We start from the raw sequence: 8,102 nt of genomic DNA, 5'->3' as shown, positions 1-8,102 counted from the left end.
GTTTCGTTCAGATCTTCGTACAGCATGGGCCATTGACTGGCTCATCGCGCAGTCTTCTTGTTAGCCCTGAACTGTACAAACAACAAAGGCCTCGAAAGACCTTTGCTTAACTGAGCGGCATTGTCCACAAGGGTGGCTTTTTTGCAGCACAACACGCAGCGCGTCAGCCGGCCATGGCCTCAGCGACCCGCTCGGCCACGCCGATCCGGTCCAGCGCCCCAGCCAGGTTGGCCACCGTCTTATCGCACCGGCACCCGATGAAACCAAACCGCTGGGGCCGGTGATCTCGGAAGATATCCGCATTCACGCCGACCTGGTGAAAGCGGCCGTGCTGATGCCGCAGTAAAGAAGACGGGTCGCAAGCGGGCGGTGTTCAGCCCGCGCTGAGACTTTTCCCTGAAATATTTCCAGACATGACCGGCATTTATCATTTCGCAAAGCGCCTTCGGTATTCCACAAGACTCACACCGAGACGCCGGCCAAACGCCCGCCTGAAGCCATCCACATTCGCATAGCCCACCGCGTCGGCCAACCGCTTGGCCGGCAGGTCTGACTCTTCGGCCATGCGGCGGGCGGCGTCTATCCTGGCGTTCTCGACAAACTCTGCGGGCGTTGTGCCGGTCTCGCTGCGAAAGATCCGGGCGAAGCTTCTTTCACTCATGCCTGCCCGCGACGCGAGTGCAGGCACGGAAAGATCGCCCCTCAGGTTGGCAAGAACATGGTCCTGAACTTCGCGTACACCCGAACGCTCGGACGTTTGCGCGGCCAGGTGTGCGCTGAACTGGCTCTGGCCGCCGGGGCGTTTAAGGAACATGACGAGCTCGCGCGCCACGCGCAGGGCAAGCTCACGGCCATGGTCTTCCTCCACCATGGCGAGTGCGAGGTCCATGCCTGCAGTCACCCCGGCGGATGTGAAGAGATTGCCGTCCTTGACATAAATCGCATCCGCTTCGACACACGTACCCGGATACGCCGCCGCAAGCCGGGCGGCAGAGTTCCAGTGTGTTGCCACACGTTTTCCGTCAAGCAGCCCGGTGGCGGCCAGCACAAATGCGCCGGTGCATACCGAGCCATAGCGCCGCACCGTACGCGCCTGGCGCCGCAACCAGGTCTGCAAGGGCAGGTCGCTCGCCATGTCCTTGATGTTGGGGCTGCCGGCGACGAGCAGGGTGTCGATGGGCCCACGATGCTTTGCCACGGTTGAGTCAACCACCATGCGCAGCCCGCCGCTGCTTTTGAGCATGCCTTCTTCGGTGCCTATCAACTGCACCTGATAGGCCCGGGGGTTTCCGAGCTGGCGCGATGCCTCGACAAAAACGTCGGCAGGCCCGGCAACGTCAAGCAGCTGGAAACGGGGAAACGCGAGGATGGCAACACGCATGGCTGACAAAGTCCAATGATTGGCAGAAAACGTCCCGCAGCGGCGAAGACGAAAGCTGCAGTTTGGCAGAAACTATCAATAACAGCAAATCAAGCCAAATACCGCGAAAGAGCCAGCCGTGTTAACCCAGTCCACCAGCCAGTCCATCAGCCCGTCTTCATCCTTTACTCATTCATGGGGTGAGGCCTCTGTCAGCAAGTTGCCTGTCAACCTGTTTGCCATGGTGATGGGTCTCTCGGGGTTGTCGCTTGCCTGGCGGTTTGCGCACGGCAGCCTCGGAGCACCGGCGCTTGTTGGCGAGGCCATTGGGGCCTTCGCTGTGGGCGTCTTCGTGTTGATGGCGCTGGGCTACCTGACCAAACTTGCGAAATATCCAGAGGCCGTGCGTGCAGAGTTTGTTCATCCGGTGGCCGGTAACTTCTTCGGCACCATCGCGATCTCCATCCTCTTGTTGTCGGCTGTCGTCGGGCCCTACAGCGGTGCTGCAGCTAAAGCGATCTGGACGCTTGGTGTGTTGGCGACGTTTGCGCTTGCCTTCATTGCGGTCTCCCGCCTGCTCAAGGGGCAGACAGCCGCGTCACTCGCCGTGCCGGCGTGGATCATTCCGTGCGTGGCCACGCTGGATATCCCTGTCACCGGCGGCCAGATGACTATGGGCTGGGCTGCAGAAATCAACCTGCTTGCCGGCGCAATCGGCGCCGTGATGGCACTCGTGCTGTTTGCGCTCATCTTCAGCCGGCTTGTGCATGGTGATCCACATGCGCCCGCCATGACGCCGTCGCTGATGATTCTGGTGGCGCCGTTTGCAGTGGGCTTTCTCGCCTACAGCAATATCATGGGGGGCGTAGACCGCTTCGCTGCCCTGCTCTTTTACTTTGCGCTGTTCATGTGCGTCGTGGTGGTACCGAAAATGTTCCGCGCCGGCATGAAGTTTTCTGCGGGATGGTGGGCCATCAGCTTTCCGCTGGCAGCGCTGGTCAACGCGGCGCTGAAGTATGCGGAATTCAGGGCCGCCGGGCCGCTGTGGTTTCTGGCCGCGCTGCTGCTGGGTCTGGTGACCCTGGCATTGGCGGTTCTGACGCTGCACACCGCCCGCGCCGCGCTCAACGGCAAGCTGTTTACCTGAGCAGGCAGCGGGCGGAGATCTCAAAAACCAGCTTAGCCGGCAACAGCCTCTGCAACCTTTTCATTCACGCCGATCCGGTCCAGCGCCCCTGCCAGGTTGGCGACGGTTTTGTCGACGTTGTGCCACTTCTCCAGGCCGAACAGGCCGACGCGGAAGGTCTTGAAGTCGGGGCCTTCGTCGCATTGCAGCGGCACACCGGCGGCGGTTTGCAGGCCTTGGTCCAGAAACTTCTTGCCGGACTGGATGTCGGGGTCCGTCGTGTAGCTGACCACCACGCCGGGGGCCTTGAAGCCGTCGGCGGCGACGCTGGGCAGGCCGCGGCTTTCAAACAGCTTGCGCACCTTGTTGCCCAGGTCTTGTTGCTCGGCCTTGACCTTGGCAAAGCCATAAGCCTGGGTTTCTTTCATGGCGGCGCTCAGGCGAGTCAGTGCGTCGGTGGGCAGGGTCGCGTGGTAGGCGTGACCGCCTTTTTCATAGGTCTCCATGATCTGCAGCCACTTCTTCAAATCGCAGGCAAAGCTGGAGCTGGTGGTGCCCTCAATCGCCGTACGGGCGCGCTCGCTGAGCATGACCATGGCGCAGCAAGGCGAGCTGCTCCAGCCTTTTTGCGGGGCCGAGATCAACACGTCCACACCGGTGGCTTTCATGTCCACCCACATGGCGCCCGAGGCGATGCAGTCGAGCACAAACAGGCCACCCTCGGCATGCACGGCGTCGGCCACGGCCTTCAAATAACTGTCGGGCAGGATCATGCCGGAAGCGGTTTCCACGTGCGGGGCAAACACCAGCGCGGGCTTTTCCTTGGCGATGGTGGCCAACACGTCGAGGATGGCGGCAGGGGCCCAGGGCGCTTGTGCGCCGGGGCCGGTCTGGCGCGCCTTGAGCACGGTGGACGAGGCGGGAATCTGCCCCATGTCGAAGATCTGTGTCCAGCGGTAGCTGAACCAGCCGTTGCGAATGACCATCACATGTTTGCCGGCGGCAAACTGGCGGGCCACGGCTTCCATGCCGTAGGTGCCGCTGCCGGGCACCAGCGCCACCGAGTGGGCGCCGTAGACCTCTTTCAGGATGCGGGAGATGTCCGTCATCACGCCCTGGAAGCTTTTCGACATGTGGTTGAGCGCGCGATCGGTGTAGACCACCGAAAATTCAAGCAGGCCATCAGGGTCAATATTGGGCAGAAGTCCGGGCATGGTGTGTCTCGCAGTTTTTGTTAAAAAATCGGTCTTTCAGCTTAGCACGGGGCGCGATTTGACGCCATGCGCGGGGGTCAGTTCCGGAGGAATCCTGCAGCGCTTCAGGGCTTGGGCTGCGGCGCCACCGCCGATGGCAGGGAGCCCACCAGTCGCTTGAAGTCGGGTGAGGAGCGCAAGACCTGGCGGCCGGCCTGGATCAGGCGGGTCACGTCGTCGGCCGGGATGGAAAAGGCCGTGGGAATCTGCAGCAGGCGGCTGCGTTCTGCGGCTTCGGGCGCGTCGCGCAGGTTGACGTTGATCACGTAGATCTCGGCGTCATCGGCGAAAGCGCTTTTGCCGCCGCTGTTGTTGTCGAGTTCACGTTGCCACTGCCGGCTGACGTCGCGCAGCAGGCCCAGGGTTTCCTGGGTGGCGCGGGCGCCGGTGCCGAACAACATGGCATCCACCACCTGCAGGGTGGTGGGGACTTGGTCGCTTTCATCGATGCGTTCGGCCGGGTCGCGCTCGGCGTTGACGGCAATCAGCACCAGCTTGCGCACCGTGCCACGTGGCAGATCACCCAGGGCGCGGCGGATGCCACCGGCGCTCATGGAGCGGTCCAGCAGGCTGCGCAGGCCCAGGTTGTCGGCAACGCCGCCGTCGACCAAGTGAATATACGGGCGCGCCGCCGCGTCCTGGTAGCTGTTGATTTGCGAACGCAGCAGGCGTGTGCGGTAACTCCCTGTTGCGTCGGCGGGCGGTGCCTCGACACTGTCTGGCGGTGCGCAGTTGCCCGCGTAGTTTTTCACGGTGAGCGGGCTGAGCACCAGCGGCACGGCCGAGGAGGAGGCCACCGCAAAAGACAGCGGCACGCTGGCCAGGTCGGAGCAGATCAGCGAAAACTGGGTCCACGAAAAATCGAAGGTGGAGCCCAGGGACAGATCGGTGGCAGAAATCAGCAGCCGGGGCCGGCCGGCGCGGCCCCACATGTCCGCAAAGGTCTTGCCCCGGTACAACTCATTGAGGCGCCGCTCCAGCAACTGGCTGCGGCCCATCCAGGGTGATGACAACTCGACCAGGCTGGCCGGTTTCAGCGCCAGGCTGATCAGCGAGTCCTGAAAGTTCTGCCGCAAAAACTCGGGCTCGAAACGTTCAAAGGTTTCTTCCCCAAAAGCGGCGTAATAAGCGGCGACGATGCTGCCGCCGGACACCCCACTGACAAAGCCGACATGGTCGAGCAGGGAGACCTGGCGCCCGTTCCATGCCAGGGGCGTCTGGTGCAGCGCCTGCAACACGCCGTAGCCAAAGGCGGCCGCCCGCGCGCCGCCGCCCGACAGGGTGACGGCCACCAGCATCGACGGGTCTTCCGTCGCGATCCCCTGCACCGCGCCGATCCGGTCGGGGTCCTGCGGAATCACGCCGTCCGCCAGGGGCGCGTTGATCCACGGGCGGACGCTGGAGCAGCCCACCAGCGCCACGGCCAGCAAGACCAGGGCGCAGCGACGACAGATCAACAACAGATGGCGGGCCATGGCAACAAGCTTAAAGAGTGGCGTGGGCCTGACCCGCCAGCAGGCCGGGCAAATGCGCCAGATCGGTCACGATGTGGGTCGCCCCAGCCTGGCGCAGCGCGGCGGGTGCATCGTGGCCGGCCTCGGCCGGGCTATAACCAAACACGGTGGCGCCTGCCGCCACACCGGCCGTGACGCCTGTGACCGTGTCTTCCACCACCGCGCAGCGCCGGGGGTCCACACCCAGTGCGGCGGCAGCGGCCAGGTAGACGTCGGGTGCGGGTTTGGAGCGCGGCATCTCGTGGCCGCTGAAGATGCGGCCCTTGAAATAAGGCATCAGCCCACACTTCTCGAGTTGCAGCTCGACCTTGAAACGGTCGGCGCCTGAGGCGCAGGCGATGCGGCCGCCATACAAGGCGTGAATTTTGGCCACGGCATCCACCGCGCCGCGTATGGCCTGGACACCGGCGATCAGCCCCTGGTTGCGCCGTTCGCGAAAACGAACCATCCAGTCTTCGGTCAGCGGCTGGCCAGTCTTGGCTTCGATCAGGCTCACCTCGTCCTTGACGGCCTTGCCGATGAAGAGGCGCATACATTCGTCGGACGTGAGGGTCCAACCCAGCTCTTGCAGCATGTCGCGCAACACCCCGTTGGTGATGCCTTCGCTGTCCACCAGCACGCCATCACAGTCAAACAACACCGCATCGAATTTCAAAACAACATCTTTCTTGCTACTTAATCAATAGCTTATCGCGCCCGCCCCATAAGGGTTGGAGACCTATTTCATGCATAAACCTAGCGCTGATCGCCGTCCACATAGTACCAACGGCCCGTGCCTTCACCTTCACGCTCTTTCAGAAAACGACTGAGTTCATGCAGGCGCAGGGCCGGGCTGCCCGGGCTTTTCTGGCGCGCGACAAACTCAACCTCGGCATGGGTCGCATCCACCAGTCGATGCTGCCGCACGTCCAGCCCCAGCCACTTCACGCCGGGGTCGAACTCAATCTGCGCCGGGCGCTGGCTGGCATGCCAGGTGGCGAGCAGGTAGTCGGCGCGTTCCAGCACAAAGGCGGTGTAACGCGAACGCATCAGCGACTCGGCGTCGGGCGCCGGTGTCTTGGCAAAGTCGTCGATGAAACGGCCGCAGCAGTGGGCCAGAGCCAGCGGTTTTTTGGACGGCCCCAGGCGGCCGCAGGGACAGGGCTGAGTAGGCTGAAAAACTGTCATGCGCCCTTTTTCGCCTTGCGCGCTTCCAGGGTTTCGGTCGGCGCGCCCTGCTTGACCCACTCGGCGTAACCGCCGTCAATGTGGGCAACGTTGCGCATGCCCATGTCCTGCAAGGTTTTGGTCGCCAGTGCGCTGCGCCAGCCGGCGCCGCAGAACAGGATGAACTCCTTGCTGTCGTCGGCAAACATCGGCTTGTGGTAGGGCGAAGCCGGGTCTACCCAGAACTCCAGCATGCCGCGTGGCGCATGGAAAGCGCCGACCACCGTGCCGGCAGTCAACTCGCGCACGTCGCGGATGTCGACAAGCTGCACGCTGGGATCGGCGAGTTTGGCCTTGGCCTCTTCAACGCTATAGGTTTTGACCTCGGCCATGGCCTCGTCGACGAGGGCCTGGAAACCTTTGGTGATGGGCATCCGCGTTCTCCTGAAAATGTTCGGGCGGCACAGGCCTCGAACACCCAAGAATAGCGGACACACGGCCCGCCCGCTTCAGAGCAGGCCCAGATCCCGCGCTTTGACGCCAGCAAACACCTGGTCGAGCTGGCCGGTGTTGAGCCCGAACTGGCGCGCGAACAGGCCCGCCAGCACCGCCCGGTACTCGTTGAGCACGGGGTAGTCGCGGTTCTGGAACAAGCTGGCGGGCTCAACCCGGACCTGCTCGCCGGCCATTCTTTGGCCACGCACGCTGCCGCCCAAGACCCAATACACCGTGCCATGGCCATGGTCGGTACCGCGGTTGCCGTTTTGCCGGAAGGTGCGGCCGAACTCGCTCACCACGACCACCGTGGTATCGCGCCAGGCCGGCCCCATTTCCTGCGCAAAAGCGGCCAGGCCCTGGCCGAGTTCGTCCAACCGGTTCGCCAGATAGCCCTGGGCGCCACCCTGGTTGACATGGGTGTCCCAGCCGCCTACATCGACAAAACCGAGGTTGTAACGATCACGCATCAGGCGCGCGATGCGGCGCGCCTCGCCGCCAAAACCCTTGGCCGTCATGGCGTTGCGGCTGGCCGCATCCATCTCGGCAGACATCTCACGCATCACCTCGTCACGCACCGAAAAACCTTCATCCACGCGCGAGGCCAGCGCCGTGCCCTGGTACATGGAGGCAATCAGCTGACTCTGGCGCGTATCGACCGAGGACTTGGCCACCGCCTTGAGTGCCGCATTGGGCACCTGGACCTGGCCTTGCAGCACCAGCGGCAGCTGGTTGGTGAAGGCAATCGGCGCAGCGCCATTGACCACCGCCGCCAGCCGGTTCATAAACCCCGAGCGGTAGTCCCGGCTGCGGTCCAGCGCCTGGCCCAGCTCGATGCTGTCCTGGGTCTCGAAATGGCTGCGCGAGCTGTCGTCGGTCCCGGCAAAGGGAATAAAAGCGAGCTCGCCTTTTTGAAACAGCGGATACACCGTGTCGCGCAGCGCCGGGTGCAAGCCCCAGTCGGCCGTCAGTGGCAGCGCGCTGTTGAGATCAGCGCCGGGGCGCAGCACGGCGATATCGGGACGCGCCTCGTAATAAAAGTTGCTGGAGATAGGCACCAGCAGGTTGCAGGCGTCGTAAGCACCGCGCAAAAAGACCACCAGCAGGCGCGATTGCGCGGCTGGAGCGGCCAGCAGTTGCCCGGCGCCCGCCGCCAGCGACAGGGCTGCGACGGATTGCAGCAAGTTGCGACGTTTCATGGCGACTCC

8 protein-coding genes are annotated in these 8,102 nt (G+C 63.5%); 1 reads left to right on the top strand and 7 read right to left on the bottom strand.

The genetic code is table 11. The annotated features are described in order from the left end of the window. Positions 1 to 427: 427 nt before the first annotated feature. Entirely contained in the window at positions 428 to 1,381 is a 954-nt protein-coding gene (locus R6254_RS19645) for a GlxA family transcriptional regulator (RefSeq protein ID WP_318409362.1), read from the bottom strand. A 118-nt stretch (positions 1,382 to 1,499) separates the two neighbouring features. Between R6254_RS19645 and R6254_RS19640 the strand changes: the two genes are divergently transcribed. Then, positions 1,500 to 2,507, top strand: coding sequence for an SLAC1 anion channel family protein (locus R6254_RS19640; protein WP_318409361.1), 1,008 nt, complete (start codon positions 1,500 to 1,502; stop codon positions 2,505 to 2,507). Between the two features lie 32 nt (positions 2,508 to 2,539). Here R6254_RS19640 and R6254_RS19635 read toward each other — a convergent pair whose 3' ends face one another. From R6254_RS19635 to R6254_RS19610, 6 genes are all read right to left on the bottom strand, one after another. After that, the gene (locus R6254_RS19635) at positions 2,540 to 3,700 is read right to left on the bottom strand and encodes an aminotransferase class V-fold PLP-dependent enzyme (RefSeq protein WP_318409360.1); all 1,161 of its coding nucleotides are present in this window, start codon (positions 3,698 to 3,700) and stop codon (positions 2,540 to 2,542) included. A gap of 104 nt (positions 3,701 to 3,804) precedes the next feature. Further along, positions 3,805 to 5,214: a patatin-like phospholipase family protein gene (locus R6254_RS19630; protein WP_318409359.1), complete on the bottom strand. Its 1,410-nt coding sequence runs from the start codon at positions 5,212 to 5,214 to the stop codon at positions 3,805 to 3,807. A 10-nt stretch (positions 5,215 to 5,224) separates the two neighbouring features. Beyond that, entirely contained in the window at positions 5,225 to 5,908 is a 684-nt protein-coding gene (locus tag R6254_RS19625) for an HAD family hydrolase (RefSeq protein ID WP_318409358.1), read from the bottom strand. Positions 5,909 to 5,988: 80 nt separating this feature from the next. Next, positions 5,989 to 6,420, bottom strand: coding sequence for a YchJ family protein (locus R6254_RS19620; protein WP_318409357.1), 432 nt, complete (start codon positions 6,418 to 6,420; stop codon positions 5,989 to 5,991). Next, positions 6,417 to 6,833, bottom strand: a complete 417-nt coding sequence (locus R6254_RS19615) for a rhodanese-like domain-containing protein (RefSeq protein ID WP_318409356.1) — start codon at positions 6,831 to 6,833, stop codon at positions 6,417 to 6,419. Before R6254_RS19615 ends, R6254_RS19620 begins: the two co-directional genes overlap by 4 nt. 75 nt (positions 6,834 to 6,908) lie before the next feature. Continuing rightward, positions 6,909 to 8,093, bottom strand: coding sequence for a DUF1501 domain-containing protein (locus R6254_RS19610; RefSeq protein WP_318409355.1), 1,185 nt, complete (start codon positions 8,091 to 8,093; stop codon positions 6,909 to 6,911). Positions 8,094 to 8,102: the final 9 nt, after the last annotated feature.

This window comes from Polaromonas potterensis (genome assembly GCF_033446725.1).
Lineage (GTDB): Bacteria > Pseudomonadota > Gammaproteobacteria > Burkholderiales > Burkholderiaceae_C > Polaromonas.
The sequence above is the reverse complement of the archived record's forward strand: the minus strand, read 5'-3'. Positions and strand labels throughout refer to the sequence as shown.

Bases quoted from the DNA above. Each gene is read 5' to 3' on its own strand.
- R6254_RS19635 (WP_318409360.1), bottom strand. From the start codon at position 3,700: ATGCCCGGACTTCTGCCCAATATTGACCCTGATGGCCTGCTTGAATTT.
- R6254_RS19615 (WP_318409356.1), bottom strand. From the start codon at position 6,833: ATGCCCATCACCAAAGGTTTCCAGGCCCTCGTCGACGAGGCCATGGCC.
- R6254_RS19630 (WP_318409359.1), bottom strand. From the start codon at position 5,214: ATGGCCCGCCATCTGTTGTTGATCTGTCGTCGCTGCGCCCTGGTCTTG.
- R6254_RS19620 (WP_318409357.1), bottom strand. From the start codon at position 6,420: ATGACAGTTTTTCAGCCTACTCAGCCCTGTCCCTGCGGCCGCCTGGGG.
- R6254_RS19645 (WP_318409362.1), bottom strand. From the start codon at position 1,381: ATGCGTGTTGCCATCCTCGCGTTTCCCCGTTTCCAGCTGCTTGACGTT.
- R6254_RS19610 (WP_318409355.1), bottom strand. From the start codon at position 8,093: ATGAAACGTCGCAACTTGCTGCAATCCGTCGCAGCCCTGTCGCTGGCG.